At 47.0% G+C, this 24486-nt stretch carries 15 protein-coding genes; 7 read left to right on the top strand and 8 right to left on the bottom strand.

Annotated elements, in window-relative coordinates:
- Nucleotides 1-71 precede the first annotated feature (71 nt).
- From dsbC to brnQ, 3 genes are all read right to left on the bottom strand, one after another.
- Nucleotides 72-800, bottom strand: a complete 729-nt coding sequence (gene dsbC / locus DN599_RS09455; RefSeq protein ID WP_110457357.1) for a bifunctional protein-disulfide isomerase/oxidoreductase DsbC — start codon at nucleotides 798-800, stop codon at nucleotides 72-74.
- Between the two features lie 208 nt (nucleotides 801-1008).
- On the bottom strand, nucleotides 1009-1851 hold the full coding sequence (xerD, locus tag DN599_RS09450; RefSeq protein WP_239473287.1) for a site-specific tyrosine recombinase XerD: 843 nt from the start codon (nucleotides 1849-1851) through the stop codon (nucleotides 1009-1011).
- A gap of 277 nt (nucleotides 1852-2128) precedes the next feature.
- Nucleotides 2129-3460: a branched-chain amino acid transport system II carrier protein gene (brnQ, locus tag DN599_RS09445; RefSeq protein ID WP_239473273.1), complete on the bottom strand. Its 1332-nt coding sequence runs from the start codon at nucleotides 3458-3460 to the stop codon at nucleotides 2129-2131.
- A 449-nt stretch (nucleotides 3461-3909) separates the two neighbouring features.
- On the opposite strand from brnQ, the gene DN599_RS09440 reads away from it, so the two are divergent.
- From DN599_RS09440 to DN599_RS09415, 6 genes are all read left to right on the top strand, one after another.
- A complete protein-coding gene (locus tag DN599_RS09440; RefSeq protein WP_110457354.1) occupies nucleotides 3910-4629 on the top strand; it encodes a tRNA1(Val) (adenine(37)-N6)-methyltransferase in 720 nt (239 codons plus the stop codon).
- Nucleotides 4630-4788: 159 nt separating this feature from the next.
- On the top strand, nucleotides 4789-6018 hold the full coding sequence (gene srmB, locus DN599_RS09435; protein WP_110457353.1) for an ATP-dependent RNA helicase SrmB: 1230 nt from the start codon (nucleotides 4789-4791) through the stop codon (nucleotides 6016-6018).
- Between the two features lie 212 nt (nucleotides 6019-6230).
- Nucleotides 6231-7451 (top strand): efflux RND transporter periplasmic adaptor subunit, encoded by a 1221-nt coding sequence (locus DN599_RS09430; protein WP_110457352.1) that lies wholly within the window; start codon nucleotides 6231-6233, stop codon nucleotides 7449-7451.
- A complete protein-coding gene (locus tag DN599_RS09425) occupies nucleotides 7451-10588 on the top strand; it encodes an efflux RND transporter permease subunit (protein ID WP_110457351.1) in 3138 nt (1045 codons plus the stop codon). Before DN599_RS09430 ends, DN599_RS09425 begins: the two co-directional genes overlap by 1 nt.
- 114 nt (nucleotides 10589-10702) lie before the next feature.
- A complete protein-coding gene (locus DN599_RS09420) occupies nucleotides 10703-11305 on the top strand; it encodes a TatD family nuclease-associated radical SAM protein (RefSeq protein WP_110457532.1) in 603 nt (200 codons plus the stop codon).
- Between the two features lie 177 nt (nucleotides 11306-11482).
- Nucleotides 11483-13714, top strand: a complete 2232-nt coding sequence (locus DN599_RS09415) for a PAS domain-containing protein (RefSeq protein ID WP_110457350.1) — start codon at nucleotides 11483-11485, stop codon at nucleotides 13712-13714.
- A 12-nt stretch (nucleotides 13715-13726) separates the two neighbouring features.
- Here the strand turns inward: DN599_RS09415 and DN599_RS09410 are convergent, their stop codons facing one another.
- Together DN599_RS09410 and DN599_RS09405 are read right to left on the bottom strand one after the other, a co-directional pair.
- Nucleotides 13727-14680 carry a LysR family transcriptional regulator gene (locus tag DN599_RS09410; protein WP_110457349.1) on the bottom strand — a complete coding sequence of 318 codons (954 nt, stop codon included), beginning with the start codon at nucleotides 14678-14680 and terminating at the stop codon, nucleotides 13727-13729.
- Nucleotides 14667-15644 carry a LysR family transcriptional regulator gene (locus DN599_RS09405; protein ID WP_110457348.1) on the bottom strand — a complete coding sequence of 326 codons (978 nt, stop codon included), beginning with the start codon at nucleotides 15642-15644 and terminating at the stop codon, nucleotides 14667-14669. The genes DN599_RS09410 and DN599_RS09405 overlap by 14 nt, the downstream gene beginning before the upstream one ends.
- Nucleotides 15645-16150: 506 nt before the next feature.
- Between DN599_RS09405 and DN599_RS09400 the strand changes: the two genes are divergently transcribed.
- Entirely contained in the window at nucleotides 16151-18328 is a 2178-nt protein-coding gene (locus tag DN599_RS09400; protein WP_110457347.1) for an OmcA/MtrC family decaheme c-type cytochrome, read from the top strand.
- A gap of 1267 nt (nucleotides 18329-19595) precedes the next feature.
- On the opposite strand, the gene tyrS is transcribed toward DN599_RS09400, so the two are convergent.
- From tyrS to DN599_RS09380, 3 genes are all read right to left on the bottom strand, one after another.
- Nucleotides 19596-20846 carry a tyrosine--tRNA ligase gene (gene tyrS / locus DN599_RS09395; protein ID WP_110457346.1) on the bottom strand — a complete coding sequence of 417 codons (1251 nt, stop codon included), beginning with the start codon at nucleotides 20844-20846 and terminating at the stop codon, nucleotides 19596-19598.
- Between the two features lie 91 nt (nucleotides 20847-20937).
- The gene (locus tag DN599_RS09390; protein WP_110457345.1) at nucleotides 20938-21738 is read right to left on the bottom strand and encodes a response regulator transcription factor; all 801 of its coding nucleotides are present in this window, start codon (nucleotides 21736-21738) and stop codon (nucleotides 20938-20940) included.
- Nucleotides 21739-23079: 1341 nt separating this feature from the next.
- Nucleotides 23080-24486: a hypothetical protein gene (locus DN599_RS09380; protein ID WP_110457343.1), complete on the bottom strand. Its 1407-nt coding sequence runs from the start codon at nucleotides 24484-24486 to the stop codon at nucleotides 23080-23082.

Here is a 24486-nt window from a genome sequence, read left to right as displayed (position 1 = left end):
AGCCATTGCGACTAGACACAAAAAAGGTGAGCCTAAGCTCACCTTTTAGTCACTCGATTTACCATTTAAGCTTATTGAACGCGCTCTAGCGCTTGCAATAACTGCTCTGGAGGCTGATAACCTGGGATCATAGTACCATCTTCTAATACGATGGCCGGCGTCCCATTTACGCCCAGTGTTTGGCCTAAATTGTATTGCTGCGAGATGTTGGCATCGCAGTTTTTAGCCGTATCGACCAACTTACCGCCCTTGGCATCGGTCATCGCTTTTAACGGATCGGCCGAGCACCAAATGGCCGCCATATCGTTAGCATTTTTCGATGGCACGCCTTGGCGTGGGAAGGCTAAATAGCGCACGGTAATGCCTAAGTCGTTGTATTCACCCATTTGATTATGCAGCTTACGGCAGTAACCACAGGTGATGTCGGTAAAGACGGTCACGACGTGCTTTTCATCTTTAGCCTTATAGACCAACATATTAGGCTCAAACTGCTTGATCATTTCGACACGAGGGCCAGCCAGTGCCGCTTCGGTGAGGTTTTTCATGCCGTTATCAAGATCGTATAAGTTACCATGAAATAACTTACTGCCATCTTGACTAATATAAAGCACGCCACGGTCGGTGATGGCTTCGTAAAGGCCTGGAATTTGCGATACATTAAGGCTTTGCACTTCCACACTCAAGGTGCTAGCCAGTTTTTGCTTTAATTGCTCACTATTATCAATACTGTTGTTAGCCGCCATTGCAAACGGCGTGACCACAAGGGCACATAACAAAGTTAGAGCGCGGGTAAAGTTCATTAGATATCCTGTATTGTATTTGGACTACAACCATTAAACCAAAACAAGGTCGTGCTTATATCACTCAACACCACTCACACTTGCGGCTACATCGACAACGAAATTAAGCAGCGATTGCGTCAAATTGCATAAGTGATCTGCTATATAGACCCGACTAAAGGCTGAAAAGTTACATGTTCAAAGCACGGAAAGCAAATTATTCCACCGCCTAGCCTCTTGGATGGTGCACTTGATGTAATTTAGCTAATCTGGCCTTGGCCACATGGGTATAAATTTGGGTGGTCGATAGGTCGCTATGGCCAAGCAACAACTGCACAACTCGCAAGTCAGCGCCATGATTAAGCAGATGGGTAGCAAAGGCGTGGCGAAGTGTATGGGGTGATAGGTGCACCGCAATGCCGGCCCGTAATGCATAGAGTTTAATGCGATGCCAAAAGGTTTGCCGCGTCATCATGGTGCCCCGTTTCGAGGGAAATACCACATCGCTGCTGTTGCCTTTTAACAGCTCAAAACGTGCCGATGCCAGATACTGCTCAATCTCTGTCACCGCCATCTCCCCCAGTGGCACCAATCGTTCTTTACTGCCCTTACCGACAATACGCACCACCCCTTGACGTAGGCTGAGTTGATCCATCGTCAGTCCGACCAATTCAGACACTCGCAAGCCGCTGGCATACAGCAGCTCCAACATCGCCCGATCGCGGCACTCGATAGGCTCATCGACATTGGGCTCACTCAGTAATCGGTCGACATCGGCTTCGCTGAGTGAATCGGGTAAGGTGCGCGCCAATTTAGGCGGTTTGATCATGGCCATGGGGTCGATAGCGATGTGCTTTTTAGCCACCAAATACTGATAAAATCGTCGTAAGCTACTGATGAGTCGAGCGCTGCTGGATTTAGCAAACCCAGTATCGAAGCGTTGACTGAGATACTCTCTCACCAATACAGCGTCAACCTCTATAAGCGCTGCATGCTGGCTTTGAACAAAACGATCAAAATGGCACAAATCACTTCGATACGCTTGCAGTGTGTTATCGCTTAGCCCTTTCATTGACCATAAATCATCGAGAAATGGCTCGATTAGGGGGTCAATTTGATACTCTTGTTGACTTGAAGTCACGCGCTGTCCTTATAAAAAAACGGTGTTAATTCAACTGAATTAACACCGTTATCTTAAGCGATTAGCCAAGATTGTCGCAAACAACAAACGCACAACCTGACCTATTATTTATCTACTGTACGAACCAGATGAGCCGCCGTGTAAACGACCAAAGGTTAGCTCGCAGGGCATAACGCTAGTTAATCATCGATGGTGGCCGCGGTTCACATTAATTGAGAACCGCCTGCGCCTTTGGGCGCTTTACCATTAAACAGGCAATAATCACCAGCCCTGTGGGCAACAACCAAGCCATACCTTCGCTGTGCATCGGCATCACATCAAACACGCTCATGTCCAGTCCCGCCGCCTTTAGACCATCGATGATACCGAAGATCAGCGCCACGCTTAACACTAAGCGGTGAGCCAATGCTGGACGATCGAAATGTTCTGTCAGGTAGGTCACAGCCACCAGCGCAATCGCCACCGGATAGACAGTCACAAGCACTGGAATACTGATATTGATTAATTGCGCTAAGCCAACGTTGGCCACAGTGACACAGGCTAGGCTCATGATCACGACCAACAACTTATAAGACAAGCTAGGCATCAACTCATTAAAGTATTCGGCACAAGCCGATACCAGTCCCACCACAGTGGTTAAACAGGCCAAGCTGACAACCGCTGCTAACAAGAACTGCCCCATGGCACCAAATTGAACGTTGACATAATTGGTTAAAATCACGCCACCGTTATCCGCACCGGCCGCCAAACTGCCTGCACTAGCACCAAGGTAAAACAAAGAGATATACACAAAAGCCAAGCCTGCAGCAGCGATAAATGCGGCGCGCACTAAATACTTAGTTTGCTCTTTAGGTGCTTCAATCCCCTTCTTGCGCAAAATATCGATAATCAGCATACCGAAAATAAGCGACGCTAGGGTATCCATGGTGTTGTAGCCTTCTAAAATCCCCTTCGATAATGGGCTATGTTGGTACTCGCCCACCGCTTGGCCTATGTCGCCGCTGGGCAGCACTATGACAGAAACCGCTAAGCCCAGTAACAATAGTAACATTATGGGGGTCAGTACCTTGCCGACACTATCGAGTAATTTACCCGGAAACAGTGACAGCAACATAGCGATACCGAAGAAGATCAGGGTATACAACAGTTGTGAACTATTGAGTACTAAGCCCAACAACGTAAAGGTGTCATCACCAAAATCAATAAAGGGCTTAAATCCCATCTCATAGGCCACTAAGCCAGCGCGGGGCGCGGCAAATGCGGGGCCAATGATGATATAAATAGCCACAGCCAACATAGTCGCCGCCACTGGAGGTAATAACCCCATGATTTTGCCGTTGGCTTTAGCCACTGCAATCAAGGTAATAAGGGGTAAGGTTACCGCTGTCAGCAAAAAACCAACCATGGCTAACGACATGTTTTCACCGGCTAAAAAGCCAGCCAATGGCGGGAAGATTAAGTTTCCCGCACCAAGAAAAAAGGCAAAGGTCATAAAACCTAAGCTTAATGTATCGGTCATACTCATTTTATTATTCTGCACACAACGCCCCGTTAAACTGCTTTTATAATGATCTCAATCACTTGTGGAAAATCAGTCGATAATTTTCACGACATTCATTGCGTGTAAACATTTAATTACACGACCTTACGGTAAATCTAGCCGCATCACGACTACTTTTTGAACAACAGCAGAATCAACTAACGCTAACAATGCATTCAAACTGGATTACCTAAGCCAATTTACGGGCTTTCGCCGCAGATTGGGGGACTACTATTAGCAAAATACCTATCAATTAACAAGAAAACAGCGAGCAAAGATGGCGATTAACACCAAAACATTAACAAACTAAAAACAGGCAGGTCCCACTCATTACATCAAGCTACATTTCATCATAGTTAGATCCACTGTGTTTACGCGATTCGCCTCGGCTTTGTCCGCTATTCACTATGCAGTACAATGGCGCCACAGTTTGCATTACCGATATTCTTATGCCTTTTAGTTTTAAACAGTTTCACATAGATGATAGCCATTGCGGCATGCCTGTGAGTACAGACGGCGTGCTCTTAGGCGCTTGGGCGCCCTTAACAGAGGCAAGCAAGATTCTCGATATCGGCGCGGGCAGTGGGCTCTTATCTTTGATGGCCGCCCAGCGCAGCAAGGGAATTATCACCGCTATCGAACTGGATCATGATGCCGCTATCGATTGTAGCAACAACATCGATACCAGCCCGTGGGCCAGCAGAATCACCTTAGTGCCGCAATGTATTAATCAATGGCTGAGCCAGCCTACGCAGCCAAGCTTATTTGATCATATTGTGTGTAATCCGCCCTATTTTGATAACGGGCCTCAAGCTGCCACTGAGCGCCGAGCCCTGGCTCGCCACACCCAAAGCTTAAGTTTTCAGCAACTGTTAGAGGCGATAAAAACCTTACTGCACCCCGAGGGACGCGCCAGTCTCATTTTGCCCACCCAAAGCCTTAAGGCGTTTTTATCCCAGCTTAGTGCGCATCAGTTGACGCTAATCAAACGTGTCGATGTAGCCAGTATTGAAGGTAAAATCCCTCATCGCCACCTGCTTTTGCTCGGCCATCAAGAGCCAATAGCCCCCCACTCTGATAAACCTGAGTCACTGTGTATTCGAGATCGCAGCGGTAAGTACACCCAAGAGATGGTGGCACTGACCAAGGCGTTTTACCTCAAGCTCTAGAGGCGCTATCCGTAACCGGAGCTTGATCGGCAATTGATGGCTATCGATAAAGGGCAAAAAGTGGCTTATTGATTATCCAACAGTCACTGATGACTATCCTCGCACTTGAATCCAATTTCGGTATATAATGCCGCGCTATTATTCACTGAGACGCAGCGCATGCAATTTGAAGATTTCCACCTTGACGAGACTTTACTAAGGTCACTCAAGGCGATGGGTCATAATACGCCCACCACCATCCAGCAACAGACCATCCCACTCGGGCTTGAGCAGCGAGACATTCTTGCACGCGCCCCAACCGGAACCGGTAAAACGGCGAGTTTTTTGCTGCCCGCGCTGCAGCATCTTATCGATTTTCCACGCCGTTTTTCTGGCCAAGCTCGGGTACTTATTTTAACCCCGACTCGTGAGCTTGCGAGCCAGATCCACCGCTATGCGTCTCACCTGGCTACCGACTTAGATTTAGATATCGCCATTATTACTGGCGGCGTACCGTACGCACCGCAAGAAAAGGCGCTGAGTGAGAATGTCGACATTCTTGTTGCCACGCCTGGACGTTTGATGGAATACCTCGACAAGGGGCAGTTTGATGCTCAAGAAGTTGAGATTTTAGTCATAGATGAAGCCGACCGCATGCTGGACATGGGCTTTACCTCTATCGTACAGGCCATCGCTATCGAAGCGCAGGGCCGCAAACAGAACATGCTATTCTCGGCCACGCTCGAGGGCGGTGGTGTTAGCCGTTTCGCTCAAGAGCTACTGACCGATCCTGTCACTATCGAAACAAAGCCGCCGCGCAGCGAAAAAGCCAAAATCCATCAGTGGATCCATTTGGCCGACGATAAAGAGCATAAATTCGCCTTGCTGTGCAACATCTTGCAACGTGAAGATGTGACCCGCGCCATCGTATTCGTTAAAACCCGTGAAGTGGTTGCCAGCCTCGAAGGCCAGCTTAAGCGCGTAGGCATTGATTGCGCCTTTATGCGCGGTGATATGGAGCAAAAAGCACGCTTTCAAGCCCTAGGGCGTTTCACCAAAGGTGAAGTCAGAGTGCTACTGGCTACCGATGTTGCCGCTCGCGGTATTGATGTTGACGATATTAGCCACGTGATTAACTTCGATATGCCACGTTCGGCCGATACCTATGTGCACCGTATCGGACGCACTGGCCGCGCCGGTAACAAAGGCACCGCCATTTCACTGGCCGAAGCCCATGATATGCGCATTGTCGCTAAGATTGAGCGCTATATTGAACAACCTTTAAAACGCCGCGTTATTGAAGGCTTACGCCCAAAACATAAAGAGGCTCGTCCACCGTCAAAGAAAAAAGGCAAAGCGGTCGACAAAAAGGTCAGTAAAAAATTTAAAGCCGGCAAAAAGAAAAAGTAACTCACTCGGTTATTCTTTGCTGACAACTTAAGAAGCGCCCATCATGGGCGCTTTTTTGTATCGTTAATTGAGCGTTTAGCGGTTGTGCAATCACAAAATCAACACGTTAACGCTAGCTTGATACATTTAAGTTACAAAAAGACGTTTGCCCTAGGTGCAGACTCTGGTAATTTAACAACCAACGCAATGCAGCATGGAACCGCATCAAGGCAATGATAAAAATAATTCTTCGTAGAACGCTTCCGCCGATTCTTATTCTGGCCCTTTTTAGTGGATTAGCAGCGCTGCTCATAAGCACCAAAGAGGCGCCCGAGCAAAAGCCCGATGAGATCCCCATTCCGATTGTCGATGTGATGACGGTGACCCAGCAAACGGTGTCGTTAAATCTGCCCTCTTATGGCGTGGTCAATCCCAAGAACCGTACCCAGCTGGTGACCGAAGTTCAGGGGCGTATGCTGACCATTTCCGACAAATTTGTTGCCGGTGGCATAGTTAAAAGCGGCGATATACTGGCTGAGATTGAACCCTCAGACTACCAAGCCGACCTGATCCAAGCTCAAGCGACTCTAGCTCAAGCCAAAGCCCTGCTCGATGAAGAGATCGCCCGCGGTCAAGTGGCTAAGAAGGATTGGGAAGATTATGACAGCGGCGCCGCCCCCGAATTGGGCCTGCGGTTACCACAACTGAAAAAAGAGCAAGCTAACGTCAAATTTGCCGAGGCCGCTTTAGCCCGCGCCCAGCGAAACTTAGCCCGAACCGTCATTCGTGCCCCCTTCGATGGCATCATCAAGGTGAGACATGTCGACCTTGGCCAATATGTCACCTTAGGCACTAATCTTGGTGAACTTTACGATACCCGCACCGCCGAAATACGCCTGCCACTGGCCAATAATGAACTGGCCTACCTAGAGTCGGTAGACAACCCAGATACTGAAGTGACCTTAAGCGCCGAACTGGCTGGGCGCACTGTGTATTGGACAGGCAAAATTGTGCGTAGCGAAGGAGTGATCGACGCCGATAATCGCATGGTGTATTTGGTCGCCGAAATTAAAGATCCCTACCTGAGAGACAACAAACAAGCTGGGCAACTGCCGTTAAAATTTGGCAGTTTCGTCACCGCCGTGATTAAAGGCCGCACCGTTGAGGGCATAGTCAAACTGCCGCGCCATATCGTGCGCAACTCTCAGGTGGCAATCGTGCGAGATGACAATACCCTAGAGATGCGCAGCGTCAATGTGGTTCGTAGCGATATCGACAATGTCTATATCAAAGACAGCCTAGTGGATGGCGAGCGCATTTCACTGACCACCATCAATAATATGGCTACTGGCCAACTGGTTAAGGTGATAGGCGAGCAAACTGATGACAACTCGAAGCTCGACAGCGAGCCAACGCCAGCCCCCACCACATTAATGGCAGCAGGTGAACAGTAATGGATACCCAAAAAGGCATTATCGCCTGGTTTGCCCGCAACAGTGTTGCCGCCAACTTATTGATGATTATTTTATTGATTGGCGGACTCTTTAGTACCGTGTTGATCAATAAAGAGGTGTTCCCCTCGTTCGAACTCAACTACTTGCAGATCTCGGTCGCCTACCCCGGCGCCGCGCCGCAAGAGATTGAAGAAGGGATAAACATTAAAATTGAAGAAGCAATTCAAGATATTAGCGGCATTAAAAAAGTCACCTCAGTGGCCAGCGAAGGCTTTGGTAATGTGACCATAGAGGTTGCCGATGGCTTCGATCCGCAAGATATTCTCGATGAAGCCAAGTTGAATATCGATGCTATCTCCACCTTCCCCGACAATATCGAAAAACCTAATATTTTTCGCATTAAGCCAGAGAACAATGTGATTTGGGTGTCTGTGTATGGCGATATGGATCTGCACCAGATGAAAGAACTGGCAAAGGGCATTCGTGACGAGCTGACCATGCTGCCTGCCGTCACCCGTGCTCAGGTCACTGGCGTACGTGAATATGAGATCAGTATCGAACTGTCGGAAGACAAACTGCGAGAATACAATTTAAGTTTTGCCCAAGTCGCTCAAGCGGTGCGTAACTCCTCTATCGATCTGCCCGGCGGCTCTATTCGTGCCGAAGATGGTGACATACTCCTGCGCACCAAAGGCCAAGCCTATACCGGTGATGATTTTGCCCAAATCGTGGTGACCACTCGCCCCGACGGCAGCCGTGTCATGCTCCCCCAAGTGGCGACCATTCGTGATGGCTTCGAAGACCGTTTGGAATACACCCGCTTTAATGGCAAACCGGCGGCCATTATCGAAGTGCTGAGTGTCGATGATCAAAATGCACTGGATATCTCATCGCAGGTCAAAGAGTACATAGAGCAGCGCCGCGCCAGTTTGCCAGCCAATGCCCAATTAGATACTTGGGGCGACCTGACCCATTACCTCAAGGGTCGCTTAAACATGATGATATCAAACATGTTTTATGGCGCCCTCTTAGTCTTTATCATTTTAGCCCTGTTCCTAGAGTTGAAATTGGCCTTCTGGGTGATGATGGGCTTACCTGTGTGTTTTCTGGGAGCGATGTTTATTATGCCGCTAGAGCCCTTCTCTTTATCCATCAACATGTTGACCCTATTTGCCTTTATCTTGGTGCTGGGGATAGTGGTCGATGATGCCATTGTCATCGGCGAGAGCGCCTATACCGAAATTGAGCGCCATGGTCACTCGCTGGACAATGTGGTTAAAGGCGCACAAAAAGTGGCCATGCCCGCCACCTTTGGGGTACTGACCACCATCGCCGCTTTTATGCCAATGGTGATGGTATCTGGCCCGATGGCCATTATTTGGAAGTCGATAGGCTTGGTAGTGATCCTCTGTTTAGCCTTCTCCTTGGTGGAGTCAAAACTGATTTTACCCGCCCATTTAGCGCACATGAAACCGAGTCGCCCCAACCCTAACCCCAATGCGTTTGTGCGCTTTAAGCTGGCACTAAACAATCAGGTGCAATACTTTATTCACCATAAATATCGGAGTTTTATCGAGCGTTGTATCAAACATAGATACAATGTGGTCGCTACCTTTGTTGGGGTGTTAGTCCTCTCTATCGCCTTGGTGGAAAGTGGTAAAGTGCGCTGGGTATTCTTTCCCGATATTCCCTCTGATTTTATTCAGGTACGACTGGAAATGGATGTGGGCAGCTCCGAAGCCAACACCTTAAAAGTGGTTAAAGAGATTGAAAGCGCTCTGTATCGCATGAACGATGATATGGAAGCCGAATATGGCAAGCCCGTGGTTAAACATAGCTTTATCAATATGAGCTCGCGTACTTCGGCCTTTGTGTTTGCCGAACTAACCAAAGGAGAAGACAGAGAGGTTGATGGCGTAACCATTGCGTCCGCTTGGCGTGAGGCATTGCCTGAGCTGATTTCGGTTAAAAAGCTCAACATTAACGCCAGCACCAACGACGCCGGCGGTGATATCTCCTTTAGGCTAACCTCTAGCGATCTTGAACAACTCGCCTTGGCCGCCAATGACTTAAAACAGAAGCTGCGCACCTATGAAGGGGTGTATGACATTTCGGATAACTACTCGTCGGGCAGCCATGAAATTCGTTTGTCGATAAAACCGGCCGCCGAGGCACTAGGCTTAACCCTTGCCGATCTAGCCAGCCAAGTGCGTTACGGCTTCTACGGCTTTGAGGCGCAGCGGATCTTGCGCAATAAAGAAGAAGTCAAAGTGATGGTGCGCTACCCGCTTGAGCAGCGCCGCACCGTGGGCCATCTTGAAAATATGATGATCCGCACACCTCAAGGCACCTCGGTGCCCTTCTCTAGCGTGGCCGATATTGAGCTAGGTGATTCCTACTCCTCCATCACCCGGGTGGACGGACGCCGGGCCATTACCGTGAGCGCCAACGCCAATACCACGATTGTCGAACCCGCTAAAGTGGTGGCCGAGATCCAAAAAGATTTTTTACCGCAACTGCAGAGTAAATACCCACATATTTCCAGCACCTTAGATGGCGGTAGCGCCGACGAACAAAGTGCCATGGTGGGTTTGATCCAAGGCTTCTTCTTTGCCATGTTTACCATCTATGCCTTGATGGCGATTCCGCTTAAATCCTACAGCCAACCTTTGATCATCATGTCGGTTATCCCCTTTGGGATTATTGGGGCGCTGTTTGGCCACTTTATTTTGGGCTTGTCCATGAGCGTGCTCAGCCTTTGTGGCATCGTCGCGTTGGCGGGCGTGGTGGTGAATGACTCGCTGATCTTGGTCGATTTTGTTAATCGCTCGCGCCAGCAAGGCTTATCTTTGGTGCAATCGGCCATCGATGCCGGTTGCTACCGCTTTAGGGCGATTATCTTAACCTCGCTGACCACCTTTGTCGGCTTAGTGCCCATCATCATGGAAAAGAGCTTACAAGCCAAGATAGTGATCCCTATGGCAACCTCATTGGCCTTTGGTATTTTATTCTCGACCGTGGTGACGCTAATTTTAGTCCCAGTGCTCTATATTATTCTCGATGATATTAAGCGCACAACACGCCGCTTCTTCCAGTGGTGGTGGCAGCCTAAAACCGATGAGGTGATTGAGCCTTAAATGCTAGCAAAAAGGGAGGCATTGCCTCTCTTTTTGATCTCATCGCCATTTTCAATCGCTCAAAGTCGCTACACTGTCCTCTTTACCCCATCAGCTCGGGCAACGTCACCTATCATGAGTCAATCAACCTTAGTCTACGATATTCGTAACAGCCGCTACCTTAACATCACAGGGCGTTGCACCTTACGTTGCCAATTTTGCCCAAAACACAATGGTAGCAAGCAGGTCCACGACTATCAGTTAGCCTTAGACCATCAACCTAAGGCACAGGAGCTTATCCCTCTGCTAGGAGATGTCAGTAGCTTCGATGAATATGTGTTTTGCGGCTATGGCGAGCCCACCTTAAATCTTGCGACCCTGCTCGAGGTTGCCGGCGCAATCAAAAGCCAAGGCGGCAGAGTCAGAGTCAATACCGATGGCTTAGGCAATCTGTTTCACCGACGGAATATTTTGCCTGAGTTAGCCCCTGTCGTTGACGCGCTATCGATTTCACTCAATGCCGATACTGAAGCGGCGTACCTTCGCCACTGCCAACCCAAGTTAAAAGGCGCATATCACGCCGTAAATGAGTTTATTAAACTGGCGCCGCAGTATATCGCCAAGGTGCAAGTGTCGGCCATTGATGGCTTAGAAGGCGTCGATATTGTGCGCTGTAAACAGATAGTGTTGGCAGCCAATGCCGAATTTAAACACCGACATTTAGGCGTGGTCGGCTAGCGACCTTAAGCTGACAATAAAGCATTAGCAAGGCGCATTTGCGCCGAAAAGGTAACCCAATCTAACATCGCCTAATCCATGGATATCGTCACGAGTGTTAGTCAATTGTAAGTCACTGTGTTAAGCCGAGAGAATCTGCTAATATAGCCGCTAAAATAATTAGACAATGAACACTCAATGCTGACGCAAAAACTTCCACTTCTGATCACAGGGCAAGGACTTCACTGGTCACCGCAACGTATTTTTTCTGTGGCAACACAGATCATTATTTTGCTGATCAGCTCAATTCTGTTGACCAATGTGATCGTTACGCTCGGTGAACGCCGTTTGCAGGAAGATTGGGCAGCCCAACGATATAGTGAGCTGCAATCGGTTGGCAGTTTAATTGCGGACAGAGTGACGTTTCAAAAATTTAGAACCCAAATGTTTGCCAACTCTGAACTGCTTAAAAACTACCTTATGATCCCGAGTGAGGCACGGCAAGAACAGCTACAACAAAACTGGCAATTAATGACAGGTAATATTCCTGAACTATTTGATATCGCTCTATTTGGTTCTCAAGGGGAATTTAAATTCTCAGCGTCCAATGAGATGAATTATGGAGCGCTGCCACCCTCATTATTAGGCGGTGCTAGTAGCATGGGGGGCACCGAGGTTTATACCTCACCACTGGATTTTACTCAGGTCGATGGCAAGATAGAACCCTACCTGTACCAACTGGCGTGGCTCGAAAACCCTGACTTGAGTGTGCGGGGGTACTTAGTCACCTATCAGTCTATGACCCGTATGCTCAAAAGCATTAAACCCGCTTATTCTAGTGAAGAGTCGCCACTGTTAATGGTTGATACCCAAGGTTTACTTTACGCCGGTGTTAAAAATAAGCCGACCATCAATCGCATCCCTGAGACATTGGGCAGCAGTTTACGCCTAAGTTATCCGGCGCTATGGCGTAAAATGGCCACCAGTAATTTTGGCCAGTTTCATGGTGATGACGCTACTTTTGTTTACTTAAAAATAGGGCTAACGACCCAATATGAAACGCACCGAGAATATTACTTAGTCTCCTATGTGCGTAACGATGCGATTGCCGCCGATTTTTATGAATGGCGTAATATCGTCATTATTGGCTCGGTAGTATTGACCTTGTTGTCGCTGGGATTGATCTTGCTGGTACATGCCTACCGCATTGCACAGCGCTCACGAGAATTTAGTATCGATCTCGCCAACCGCCTGTTTCATCAAGACACGGGCTGCATCATAGTCAATGATCACAATCGGGTTGTGACGGCCAACGAACAGGCAGCTAAGTTACTAAATATTGAGCTAGATGAGCTATCAGATCGTAATTTACAACGCATACTGCAACTAGAAGATGATGCTTACGCCGCTATCTTAACCCAGCTCAATGAGCGCAAAAAATGGCATGATGTTATCGATTTTGAAGAACAATGTGGTCACTTCCTCGCCGTTACTATTAGCAGCGCCCCGCGCCCAGCCAAAAAAGGCAACTACCTGTTAGTCATCTTTAACGACGTTACTGAGTTAAAGCAGGCCCAAAAGCAAGCTAACCTTAATCGCCTGCTTAATGATAATGCGGTTGCGAGCGCCTTAGTGTCAGTTAATGGCTCACTTGAATTAGCCAATGAAGCATTTATGCAGTTGGTGTCGATTCATGACATCACTAATCAGAACCTCACCGAGCTACTCAATAACGACTTGAGTTCGCAGTGGCCGCGGATTACTCAGCAAATTTTGCTGCAAGGTAGCTGGAAGGGGCAAATTTTATGTGATCCCAATAGCCAAGAGAACACTTGCCTGCAAGCCACTTTAAAAGGGCATCTAGATGCTGCTGGCGAGATAGAGTATATCGTCTGCACCTTAGAGCAGGCCCAAAAGCGGGCGTTACTGCAAGACCGAGGCGATTTTATTCCCCATCGCAGCACCATCTTAGTTAACCTGCGGGATTTAGACGATTACTTTAAATCGCTGACACCTAAGAGTCGCGATAACTCCAGCCTACTGTTAATCGATATTACCGCCGAAAGCATGCTCAGCCATATGAGTGATATTGGTCAATTAGAAAGCCGCCAGCGCGAAGTGGAGATCCACATATTAAAGTCGCTGCCTGCGGGCTATCAAATGTCACATTGGCAACTGGGAAAAGTGATTATTATCTTGCCAGACACTAGCTCAGATGCGGCGCATCATTTTGCCGTTAAATCACTCAACAGCCTCAATGACATCGGCCTTGGTACGGGTATTTGCATGGGGATAGCCAGCTATCAAGCAGGGCAAAACCTAGAGCAATACTTAAGTAATGCCGAGGTCGCCCTGCAGCGCGCAAAACAGATTGGCGAGCAAAGTATTTGCCAAGCCTATACGCGTCACGGCGCTACAGATAAAAAATAGCGCGTATAACGACTATTGATGTGCCTTGATGATGTAATCCTCTAAACAGCGCTGTAACCAAAACGGCGTGGTCACTTTGCCACTGGCATCCAACTTCAGCCATAGATAAACCGTCGGATGGCTGAAGTTTTCTAACAGCAACTTATCTTGCTGATAATCAATTTTTTGTGCATGCAATCCATTGATGTTTCTTAAAAAATCAACCGCGCCCTGCACCCCAATAATAATGATGGCATCTGAGTTTAACAGGCTGTTTGCCGCGCTGCCCAGATCCGGGGCGGTGGCATATAACTGCAGTTGTTTGCCTACGCGTTTGGCATAACAGCCAAGGGGCGACCTATTGGCAGGAAAAGGCATAGTGATTAGCTTCACTAGCGGATAGTCAATCATGTTATCGATATTAGGCGCTTGCCAAATAGGGTGATCTTTACGAGCCACCAGATGGCCACCACGATGTTGAATAATCGACTTTGACAAGATAGCGCGATTATCTGCTCGCTCGAAACTGATGGCCGCATCAAGCTCATCATTTAATAACTGCTGCGTCGTGCCCTCACCCCATGGCGTGGTAGCCACCATCATCTCGGCCTCACTCACCGCTAACGCTGCCTGTTTGATACTTTGGGTTAAATTGATCTCCAGTTGCGGCACAGTTGCCACCTCGACATTAGCCGCCATCACCCCTTTGCCGCCTCTCACCAGATGATCGACCTCTTGGCTACAGGCCATCATTTGGCAAAAAATGGGGTAGAGATTATGCGCCGTTTCGGTCGCCTGAAATTGACTCTCACGGCGAATAAACAAGGGATCATCAAATACCGCCCTAAGGGCCGCCAATGCTCGGCTCACTTTGGGCTGCGACAGATCTAGATGATTTGCCACCTCGATAGCATTTTTTCTCACATAGACTAGGCAAAAAATCTCTAAGGTGGCTAACGAGATATCGAGTAATTTATCTTTTGGCATCAATGGCTCCATCACAATGTAGGATCACATTGCCTTGAATGTAAGACGCTATCTCAGCCTCAACCCACAGGTTCGCTTGATTGCCCTGCCTCAGTTTGGTCAGGTAATGACGATGGCCGTCTGCGCGTAAATTAAGGAGGCGATTTTGATCTTCAGGCAAGGCGACCGCATGCAGCTTGGCTTTGGCACATAAAAACGCCACCGCATCGCGATAACAGATCAAGGCTAAGGCATCGCTACGCTCAAGCTGGATCATCAAATCTGCCAATAGACACACCTTGGCCACCATGTTAATTGACCGCCCTTTATCTAAGGCATACATCGCCAGCGGATCGTGCCCTTGCTCAAACTCATGGCCATTAAAACTGATATAAGGGTACTTGAGCATAGTATCGACATCGATACGGCTGTCGCCCTTAAAAATAGGATGTTGTTGATTACCCACCACCACATAGGCATTGGCTTTAGCGACAAATTCTGACGACAAACGCTCGGAATTATAGGCTTCAAAGGTCACCGCTAAATCCACCTCTAAGCGGTTTAATAGCTTATCGATATCATTGCTACAGGGCTTAATATTAAAGCAGTATTGCAGCTTTAATTGCGACGCTTTATCTTGCAGATAACTGAGTAAATTAAGCGATAATGGCGGCGGGCAGGTAATGGTCATCTGCTGGGTCACCTGTGTATTTACCGGTTGCGACAAGGCCAAACTGGTCTCTGATAGGGTGAGCAACTGTTTTAAGTGAGGATAAATCGTCTTTGCGAATGGGGTATGCTCAAAACCATGTTGCTTACGAATAAACAAAGGCTCATCGAACGAGTGGCGTAAGGCTTTTAAACTGCGACTAATTTTTGATGTCGCCACACCTAATTGCTGCGCGACTTCGGTAGAGCTTAATGTTTCAAACAATAATACGAAGACTTTAATATTAAATAGACTATTGGTATTAACTCGACTCATGCCTCTCCTTTTTCAGGATCCATGTCACCTATATTGACTAATCGCCTAGCTTACTAACCGCTTAGTTTACTGAGCGCTAATTTAAGGTAAATTGCCTCGCAATACGATTACGCAGAGTAAAGAGTGATACCCAATGCAAATATTTTGTTAAATATGTGACACAGATAAACCCCATCTCAACTCATCAGCTTCTAATTATCCCCCTAGGTCTCACTCCCGCCCTTAACTCCCTACCAAGCAAGATTCACAATTGTGATTTGCGCAATATGAATATTAGAGTTCCTCGGCGTAAAACTTGAACTAAAATGCCGTTAACTGTAAAAAATCCAGTGCATTACGCCAACTTTAACGCCGCAAACAGGTCGTTAAATCCAATTTGTAACGCAATAAGCAGCATGTTCAGCATTTAGCGCTGCAGTCGTTAAAGTGATGCGCTTCATATCGGATATCGCTACCAATCTTTAACATTTCAAGCAGCTACACCCAGTGGTTAATCTTGGAGATAAATGATGATAAAAACAAAAACAACCACACTGGCGCTACTCATTGCTTCGTCAATGATGTTGGCAGCTTGTGGAGATGGAAATGATGGTAAAGATGGTGTTGATGGCGAAAACGGCCAGCCAGGCGTGCCAGGACAACCCGGCGGTAACGGCCTCAATATCGACATGGCTGACGAAGCCATCGCCAATATCAGCAGTGCGCGTTACGAAAATGGTATTATTACCGTCGACTTTAGCCTTGAAAATAGCCAAGGCGTTGGGCTAATCGGATTAAATGGCACGAATCCCTTTCACGATTTTCGCTTTTCATTAGCCCAGTTACAGAGCAAAGATGGCACCGAACTCAAGCAGTGGTTTTCACTTCTCAATGAAACCACCAATGATGCTGGCACCACCTTTGAGCAGGGCTTTGAAAAGATAAACGACTGTCCAGAGTGCTTAACCGATCATCAAGACGGTACTTACACCTATACCTTTAACACTAATCTCACCACGGCTGACGATCCTGCGGGCGTCACCTTCGACCCACAACTGACCCAACGCATCGCTATTGAGATGCAGTTTGAATATGACTCAGGCCATGAACTGGCAGAGAATGCTCACTTCGATTGGATCCCATCGACCAATGCCAGTGAAGGCATAGAGACCCGCGATCTAGTCACCATGCAAACCTGTTACACCTGTCACCAGCCAGACAGCCTAAAAGCCCATGGTGGCCGTCGACTCGATATGGAAAATTGCCAGTCTTGTCACAATGGTATTGTCACCGATCCTAACGCTATTTCTGTCGAGTTAGGCCATATGGTGCACGCTATTCATATGGGGCCACACCGTGAAGGTAAAGACAGCGAAGGTAATGTGGTCCCCATGCCCTACACCATCGCCGGTTATGGCGGCGCTCACGCCTTTGACTACCCCGCCTTCCCAACCAAACCCTTTATGGATTGCGCCGCCTGTCACGTTGAAGATGACACGTTGGCTGATAAAGATCTCTGGCTCGCTAATGCCAATGCCAACGCTTGTACCGGTTGTCATACCGACAAACCTGCGCAGCATAAGTCAGATAAAAACCCAGAGCTGACCTGTACAGATTGTCACAGCGCTGCGGTGCATAACGACCATGCTAAGCCTTACCAAGCGGCAAAAGCCTATGACGCCGTTGTCACTAATGTTGCCATCAGCGTCGCCAATGAAATTAGCTTCGACATGAAGATAATGGATGAAGCCGGTAACCTAGTAAGCCAAGCTGAAGTCTATAAACAGGGTTACAGCAAGCCTTATGTCGTGGTCAGCTGGGATGTTGAGAAAGATTATCCAGATTTTGATCAATCCCCCTACAGCCAGCGCCGTATCGACATTAAAGATCCTGCTAAAGCAACTTGGAATAGCGACAACAGTGTTAGCGTTAAGGTCGCGATGAACTTCCCAAGCGATATCGCTTCACGCTCACTAGAAGTACTGCCAGTGCTTAAAGTATGTTTCGAAGAGAACAGCGCTAGCCGTGTGAGCTGTGATGCGACCAATGCATATCCTGCCTATGTCCAAACAGAGGCTTATCGCACCATCCTTAACGACACCGCTGCGGTTGTTGCACAGCGCCGCGCGATTATTGATGAGCAAACCTGTTACGACTGTCATAGCTATGAGTTTTACCATGACTCAAATGGCGTCAATTGTATCGCTTGCCACACCAACGATAAGAAACTCGGGGCGGTAGAAGATGCCAATGGCGACGCGCTTGCTTCGGGCGAAATGAAGTCCACCAGCTTTATGTATAAAGCCCATAAAGCACAAGGCCATGATAATGGTCATGGTGGTAGCGGCACCATTTTGAAGACTGACTGCACCACTTGTCATGCTGAGGTTGAAGGTTGGGGCGGCAAAGCCTACGGTTTCGAGCTCGGTCGTAATGCAGGCCAAGCCCATGCTGTACCTAGCTTTATTCCAGGTAAAAATAACGATCCCGCGCTAACGCCCGTTGCCACTTGGTATGCTTCATCTGATGCGGCTTCGTGCATTAGTTGTCACCAGAAGTATCTGTCAGATGCCGCTATGGCACACATGCAAAATAACGGCGCCTACTTTGGCCCAGATAAACAAGAAGCCAAAGACGCTAAAGAAGCCTGTGCGACTTGTCATAGCCCAGAGAAAATTATGGAGCACCACGGACACCAGCTATAACCCACAAGTGATACCCCATTAGGTGCTTGGTGATACCAAGCACCTACACTAACCCTGCAAAGTTAGTCCCTGCAACTGTTTTACCCTGCAAAGTCAAAGGCGCCCTCGGGCGCTTTTTTATTCGCTCAACATTAGCAATTTAGCGTCTAGCAGTTGGATAAGCTGTGCGGCTGTGCGGCTGTGCGGCTGTGCGGCTGTGCGGCTGAACCGTGTTCGAGACGTTCGGATAACTAATCGAGATCTAAAAAGCATTAGCGCCTGACGAAGTGGATATTGGGACAGAGGCTTGAAGGTCGAACCTTCACTGTTATTAATCGCCTGTCCGGCGGGGAATGTGCAAGCGCTCTTTTGGCTCGCCGCAAGCACGTCCGTGTGGGCTCTGCGAAATCATCCATGATTTCGAAGGCCAAAACCGCGCTTACACCTCTACCTAACGCCTCTTCGATTGGACTTCATTTGATACGACTAGTGAGTTAAAGGCTAACGTACTTTTGCCCCAAAGTTTGGTGGCCTTGAAGTGAAGGTATGGCATTTTTTTACTTTGTTTGGGTAGTGATTAGCGGAGTCTTTTTTGGAACGGGTGTTTGAAGGTGTACCTTCATGGCAATCTATCACCTGCAGTGAGCTTATGTGCAAACACACATCTGCGACACGGTGAGTGAAGCGTAGCTTCGCGCTAACGAACGAGAGGCATGGACGCCGAACTGGCTTTTAGACATGGACGTTGTTCAAGCACATCCTTGTCGGCCTTTGCCAGCATCCCTGCTGGCAAAGGCCGCAGCCGCGTTTACACTTGGGTTCTAACGTTTCTTCGATTAAGCTGCATTTGATGTGGGTTGCTAGTTCAAAAGCTACCTAGGTTTTGCCCCAAAGTGTGCTGGCCTTGGAATGAAGGTTTGGCATTTTTTATTTAGCTGAGTAGCGTTGGGCTGAATCTTATTTGTTGGGTGTGTTAGAGGGTCACACCTTCACTGTTATTAATCGCCTGTCCGGCGGGGGAGTGTGCAAGCGCTCTTTTGGCTCGCTGTGAATATATCCCTATACGCTCCACGGCGGCATCCATGCCGCCAAGGGCCAAAACCGCGCTTACACCTATCTCTAACGCTTCTTCGATTGGACTTCATTTGATACGACTAGTGAGTTAAAGGCTGCCCCATTTCTTCTCAGGATTCTTCTAATTAATTTCTACGCAGTCAAACATTGTGATACTTAAAGTAATGCGTTCAACCCTCATACGATAGAGCTGAGCCGCATTACATTTTCTACTTTATTTGCGTTTGATTAAGCAAAAATGCTTCTTACCGCGCAGAATTAACCAATATTCATCAAACAGTGGAAAACCTAGTTGGGAATTGTCAGATGTTATTTTTTCACCATTTACACTAATCGCATTGTTTTCGATTAGCTCTCTGGCGATACGTTTTGATTTAGCTAACCCTGATTCAACCAACAATTCTACAATGTCTTGCTGAGTGCTTTCGATGCTTGGAATACCATCTAACTCTAGTTGTTTGAGTTCACTATAACTCAGTTTCTCGACGCTACCAGTGAACAATGCTTGTGTAATACGCTCTACGCTGATTAGCCCTGATTCACCATGGACAAAACGAGTCATATTTTGCGCTAGAATCCTTTGTGCCTCGGGTTTGCCGTTTCTGGTTTTATCCTGCAATTCTATCTTATCGATTTCATCACAGGACAAGAATGTATAGTATCGAAGAAGGTTATAAACATCGGTATCCTCTGTAGATAACCAGAACTGGTAAAACATATACGGCGATGTTTTTTCCGGATTAAGCCAAACGGCTCCGCCTTCTGTTTTACCAAATTTAGTACCGTCAGATTTAGTTATCAAAGGCAGGGTTAAACCAAACACTTGTTCGCCATTATGACGACGTGTTAAATCAATACCGCTGACGATATTTCCCCATTGGTCATTGCCACCAATTTGTAAGCTGCAACCATGGTTTCGATTAAGCACTGCAAAATCATAGGACTGGAGTAAACTGTAACTAAACTCTGTAAATGAAATACCCTGTTCAGGCCTTTGCAATCGTTGCTTTACTGACTCACGGCTGATCATATTGTTGACTGAAAAATGCTTACCGACCTCACGGAAAAAATCAATAACATTAATTTCTTTCATCCAGTCAGCGTTATTGACTATGGTCATGGGGTTGCTTAAATGGGGTGCTAATATCTGCTCAATTTGAGTAGTGAGATCTTTGACCCAACCAGCTACAGTTTCTTCAGTATTCAAACTACGCTCTACGGCTTTAAAGCTTGGGTCACCAATCATACCAGTCGCACCACCAATAAGCGCTAATGCTTGATGTCCGGCATCTTGAAAACGTTTGAGCATAATGAGTGGGACTAAATGTCCAATATGAAGGCTACCTGCGGTGGGATCGAAACCGCAGTAAACTGTTTGTGGCAGGCTAAGTTGTTGCTGTATTTGGTCTAAATCACTGGCTTGAGCAATTAATCCGCGCGTCTGTAGTTCTTGAATAAATGTCATCTATAGAGTCTTATCTGTATGAATAATGTGATATACAGATTACGAATAGAAATTTATGCGCGATATATCCCTAAAGGGATAATAGGTTAATTTAGTGGGTAATAATATGGTTGAGGAAAATTTGGAAAAGTTCACTGAGGGATGACACCCGTAGTTGAGCATAGATACGCTTTCGGTGGTTTTTTACCGTTCCTTCTGTAATGTCTAATTGTTTTGCGATTTCTTTAGTATCAAGCCCTTGTAAGATTAAACGGGCGATTAGTTTCTCTCTAGTTGAAAGCAAATCTTTACCAAAAGAATGCAGGCCATCTTCTATGAACTCTCGTCTTTTTGCTGTGTAAGATTCAGGAGAAAAGACTGGTTCTGCAAGAAGGAATTCAGTTTGTTTCCAGTGTTGTTGACATAGCGACTGAATGACTGCGAAGTATGATTTTAACGTCTTAACATTTGATAGCGAAAATGAATTGCCTACATGAGTGCAACCTAAATAGATAACGACCCAGCGAGTTTCTTCAACTTTAATGAGAATACTTAACTCATCTTTCCAGCCTGTTTGCAGGTAAAATTGATTACAGTATGTTTGATAATCCATATCCCGTTGGACTACGTCTTTTAATGAAAAAACACCTTGCTGCTCATCAATGGTGAGCATTTTGTAGAATGGGTCATCTTGAAATGCAGAAGTAAGGTAACGGTCGAAAAGTAATTCTCGGTTATTTTCAATGGAATCGTAAAGATAAATAGGGTGTTTGCCTTTACGCAGACCGAGGATCACTGCACAGTCATACCCCAGTATCGAATCGATTAGGGCCATTAATTTAGATGTAAAACTCGGTGATTTCAGAGAGGAAATAGAGTCAGCGAGTAGATTATTAAATTGTGATTCAGACATATCGTATTGGACGAATAATAAAAACCATAAGCATAACGTAATTACCTACGTTGCTCAAAGCAACCTAATTGCGTTCTATAGCAAAAACCTGAGGTTTCAAATTACTTTTCTTTATCCTCTTTATAATAGTTGGAGTTAGTATTCTAGCTCATATCTGTCCAAAAATAATTTAGCTTTTGATTGCCCTAGTGACACTAGTAAGGTCAAATCGAAGAGATTAATAACTCGGGTGTAGGTGCGGCTGAGGCCTTCGATTTCAGGGATGAAATCGCAGAGTGCCCAGGGATGGGTTTACAGCGGTGCCGAGGAAGTACCTGCACAAAAGGCATGCTGCAGGCAATTGGTTGCCATAAAGGTTAACGCTACCATCAGCGATGTAAAACTATTCCGGCAAATGCTACAAGCCAAAAAATGCCAACACCTTCATTCGAAGGCCAAGATACTTTGTCCAAAAACAATTTTGCTTTTTACGGTTCTGTGGATACCAATTACGGCTAAATCGAAGAGAGTGATAACTCGGTGTAGGTGCGGCTGAGGCCTTCGATTTCAGGGATGAAATCGCAGAGCGCCCAAGGATGGGTTTACAGCGGTGCCGAGGAAGCACCTGCACGAAAGGCCTGCGGCAAGCAATTCAAAATGATGAAGGTTAACGCTACCATCAATCAATAAAAACAAACTCGACTAAATGCTACAAGCCAAAAAATGCCAACACCTTCATTCGAAGGCCAAGATACTTTTGTCCAAAAACAATTTAGCTTTTAACGGCTATGTGGATACCAATGACGGCTAAATCGAAGAGAGTGATAAGTCGGTGTAGGTATGGCGGTGGGGGTTGGTGGCATGGATGCCACCGTCGAGCGTATAGGGATATACTTGCAGCGCCCCACCGAAATACCTGCACGTAAGCCTGCGGCAAGCAATTCAAAATGATGAAGGTTAACGCTACCATCAGCGATGTAAAAACCAACTCAACCAAATGCAAAATCCAAAAATGCCAACACCTTCATTCGAAGGCCAAGATACTTTTGTCCAAAAACAATTTTGCTTTTAACGTTTCTGTGGATACCAATTACGGCTAAATCGAAGAGAGTGAGAAATCGGTATATCTACACTTAAGGCATGCTGCAGGCAATTGATATACCATGCCGTCATGGCTCAAAATAACCCCTTTAAATATCTAAAGCGGCTAGAAGCTACGCCGCTTTTACCTTACCGAAGAACTACCAGCAGATTTCCCCCCTGCACAGGCAATGGATAACAGTGAAGACACGAGCTTCAAACACAGGTAATTGATCCCCTATCAAGTATCAAGCTCAGCTTCGCTGCCAGCGAAGTGCCACCTTAGTCTTCGCTGTCTTGCTCTCCACCTATTAGCGTCATCCCATCGGGTAACTGGCTTTCGGTCACCTCGACTATGGTCGAACGGTTCATGGTGATCTTATAACGCGCATATTGCGGCGGATTACGCCCTTCTCGCAGCATCAAGATAAGATTAACTTGGTAGCGCCGCTCCACAGAGTCATAACTCACTTGGCCTGCGGACTCTTTATAAATTTTGGCTCTGCCGCGCTCTAAATAACGCGCAAACGGCACCAAACTAAAGTTCACTTGCTCTTGAATGGTCGAGTAACCGGCTAAAAAGTCTTTCTGGGCGATGCGGGAGTAAATACCATAATGTAATATCTCCGAATCGACCTTATTTTGGCTATGGCGACGCTTTAAGATCTCTTCAATCTGTTCTGGCAGATCTTTGGACTTAATAAAGTCTAACCAGACCAACTGACGCCCAATGACCGCTTGAGTGGTGGTGTCGCGCAAAATGCGGCTCCAGCGCGGTCGCCCCTTTTGAATAACGCGCCATAAGGCGTTGCGAATATCTTCTTTAAAGATTTCACGAAAGCCGTAGATCACCGCCAAGGTCAACACCAATGACAGGGTCAGGCCGTTAAACACACCTTGGGCCTTAATAATCAAGGCCGACACGACCAGCATCACTCCGCCCGTCGCCACCCCAGTGGTGAGTTTTTTTAACCCCACCCCTAAGGTTTTAAGCTCCTCTTTGAGTACTACCCCTTGCTGGATCAAACGTCTTAATAACAGCATCTTATTCGAGATGCGGTTAGGATCATCCTTGGTTTGCGCAGAATTATAATTTTTGGCTTCACGATAGGCTCGCTCACTGCGACACAGCGACAACACCTCTTCAGTCAACTCGTTATAATCGCTGCTACGCGGGGCGTGAGAGATCAGTTGTAATAGCCGCTGCTCACAAAACCATGACAGATAATTATCGGAGTTTTCGAAATAGTGCTTCCATTTAGGGTCACTCGGTTCATTACGGCGAAACTTTTTCAATAGCTGTGCGACAATATCACTGAGTTCTTTCAGTGAGGTGTAAAACTGCTCAACATCTTCCACCTGCGCCAACTCTTTACTGTCGGTCTCAATCGCCACCGCAAACTGATAAGCAAACAGGTTTAAGTAGAGTCTAAACTCTTCGACGGTACGTTTATTCTGGCTAATAAAGCGCCCTTGCACTAAGGGGAGATGTAGGCCGGATGAGTAATAGGAGCGACGCCCAGCAATGGCGGCGAAGTAATACTCTTCTGCATCTAAGCTCTGAGAGTTGATACCCATCTCTTTGGGTAAAAAGAAATAAAGGTCTAACCGCCTTTGATCACCCACTTTCATCTGGTGGGTAAACTTTATCGACAGTGACTCTTCCTGCTTAACATAAATCTTAGACAC

It is taken from the genome of Shewanella algidipiscicola (genome assembly GCF_900380485.1).
Classification (GTDB): Bacteria; Pseudomonadota; Gammaproteobacteria; order Enterobacterales; family Shewanellaceae; genus Shewanella; species Shewanella algidipiscicola.
Note: the sequence above shows the minus strand (reverse complement) of the source record. Positions and strands in the feature narration are given on the sequence as shown.

What these genes read in the sequence shown, in the direction of transcription:
- dsbC (WP_110457357.1), bottom strand. Translation starts at nt 800, where the DNA reads ATGAACTTTACCCGCGCTCTAACTTTGTTATGTGCCCTTGTGGTCACG.
- xerD (WP_239473287.1), bottom strand. Translation starts at nt 1,851, where the DNA reads ATGAAAGGGCTAAGCGATAACACACTGCAAGCGTATCGAAGTGATTTG.
- DN599_RS09440 (WP_110457354.1), top strand. Translation starts at nt 3,910, where the DNA reads ATGCCTTTTAGTTTTAAACAGTTTCACATAGATGATAGCCATTGCGGC.
- srmB (WP_110457353.1), top strand. Translation starts at nt 4,789, where the DNA reads ATGCAATTTGAAGATTTCCACCTTGACGAGACTTTACTAAGGTCACTC.
- DN599_RS09430 (WP_110457352.1), top strand. Translation starts at nt 6,231, where the DNA reads ATGATAAAAATAATTCTTCGTAGAACGCTTCCGCCGATTCTTATTCTG.
- DN599_RS09425 (WP_110457351.1), top strand. Translation starts at nt 7,451, where the DNA reads ATGGATACCCAAAAAGGCATTATCGCCTGGTTTGCCCGCAACAGTGTT.
- DN599_RS09420 (WP_110457532.1), top strand. Translation starts at nt 10,703, where the DNA reads ATGAGTCAATCAACCTTAGTCTACGATATTCGTAACAGCCGCTACCTT.
- DN599_RS09415 (WP_110457350.1), top strand. Translation starts at nt 11,483, where the DNA reads ATGCTGACGCAAAAACTTCCACTTCTGATCACAGGGCAAGGACTTCAC.
- DN599_RS09410 (WP_110457349.1), bottom strand. Translation starts at nt 14,680, where the DNA reads ATGCCAAAAGATAAATTACTCGATATCTCGTTAGCCACCTTAGAGATT.
- DN599_RS09405 (WP_110457348.1), bottom strand. Translation starts at nt 15,644, where the DNA reads ATGAGTCGAGTTAATACCAATAGTCTATTTAATATTAAAGTCTTCGTA.
- DN599_RS09400 (WP_110457347.1), top strand. Translation starts at nt 16,151, where the DNA reads ATGATGATAAAAACAAAAACAACCACACTGGCGCTACTCATTGCTTCG.
- tyrS (WP_110457346.1), bottom strand. Translation starts at nt 20,846, where the DNA reads ATGACATTTATTCAAGAACTACAGACGCGCGGATTAATTGCTCAAGCC.
- DN599_RS09390 (WP_110457345.1), bottom strand. Translation starts at nt 21,738, where the DNA reads ATGTCTGAATCACAATTTAATAATCTACTCGCTGACTCTATTTCCTCT.